General features: G+C 37.6%; 1 protein-coding gene. It reads left to right on the forward strand.

Annotated elements, in window-relative coordinates:
* The first annotated feature begins 154 nt into the window (after positions 1-154).
* Positions 155-1147 carry an Abi family protein gene (locus B5G33_RS20830; protein WP_242974805.1) on the forward strand — a complete coding sequence of 331 codons (993 nt, stop codon included), beginning with the start codon at positions 155-157 and terminating at the stop codon, positions 1145-1147.
* Positions 1148-1507: the final 360 nt, after the last annotated feature.

A 1507-nucleotide genomic window follows, 5' to 3' on the forward strand; every position in this document is an offset into this window, starting at 1 on the left:
GGTCTTTCCAATGGAAGTGGATAAAACCAATGGAAAAGCCGGAGAATGTAGATAACCCGTTTTTTTAGAAAACTCTCCATCCTAAAGCAGGCAGATATATTTTTACCTTTCAAAACTGTTTTTTGAAAAGGAATCTTGACAGCCACAATAAAAGTTGTATAATGGTAGTAACAGAACCCACCACGCCTCTGATTTTCATGCGCAACCCGGTGGGACTTTCTCATTTATGGGGTGTTTTATGTATCAATATCCAAAACAAATATTAACAATAGCACAGCAGATACAAACATATATTGATGCAGGAATGGTAATTACTTCTCGTGCGGACGTAGAAAAGGCATTAAAGTCAGTTGGATTTTACCGTTTGCGTGGATATTCGTTTCATTTATATGATAATGCTTCAAAGAAGTATGTTCCAGGAACAAAGTTTGAAGATATTTTAAAGCTGTATCAGTTTGATCAGGAATTATCTGCGTTGATTTTTTCAATGATTTCCAAGATTGAAGTGGCTTTGAGAGTACGATTAGTGGAATCGTTGCTTATACACGGAGAACCGCTTGTTTTGCAGGATTCATCGATTTTCAAAGAGAAAAAACTGTATTGGCAGAATATGTCTACAGTAGCGTCAGAAATTGCTCGCTCTAATGATGTGTTTATCAAACATAATTTTGATAATCATGATGGAGAGGTGCCTGTATGGGCAGCTGTTGAAGTTCTTTCATTTGGTACGTTATCGAAGATAATTAAGAATTTGAAAACAGGTACTGGAAGTTCGTATTCTATATTAGCGGCTAATTACCAATATAAATCAAAAAAGGGAAATTTGGTAAATCCATCACAGAAAATGCTTGCTTCATGGATACAGGGCGTTTCGGTCTTGCGTAATATGTGTGCTCATAATTCCAGAATTTACAATCGCACAATACATACGACACCGGAAATTCTGGACGCAGATAAAGTTACACCACCGCCGGTACATAATGGTTTGTATCAAATCCTGCTGGCGATGAAGTATCTGCGTTCATCCGATGAGGAGTGGACAGTATTTGTAGATGTTTTTGATAAGCTGATTCAAAATAATATTGGTGTAGTCAGTCTTGCAGCAATGAATCTTCCGGTGGATTGGAAAGCACATTTAAGTGTATAAATGCAGCAGAGCTGCATAAAATAGTAAAGCAGACCTAACCAAGCATTTTTTGCTCAAACCGGTTAGGCTTTCGGCGGAGTGTTACGATAAGCACTTCGCCATTTTTATTTTGATGGAAAATAAACTGAATTTCGACTTCATCTGACTGGAATTTTTATTGTGCTCGCTATCGAGCGATTATGTAATAACTGCAATATTTACAGTGAAATACACGATAGATTCGGAGCCAAGTTTATGATATTACCTGACTTCCGTCGTTTTTCTCCAATCCTAGTACTCAGGAGTCAAGCAGCATACAGTTTTTGAAGAGATTTTCAACCTCTTTTTCGGACAGATATAGTGCATCCAGGGTTGTCAACC

It is taken from the genome of Blautia sp. An81 (assembly GCF_002161285.1).
GTDB classification, from domain to species: domain Bacteria; phylum Bacillota; class Clostridia; order Lachnospirales; family Lachnospiraceae; genus Blautia; species Blautia ornithocaccae.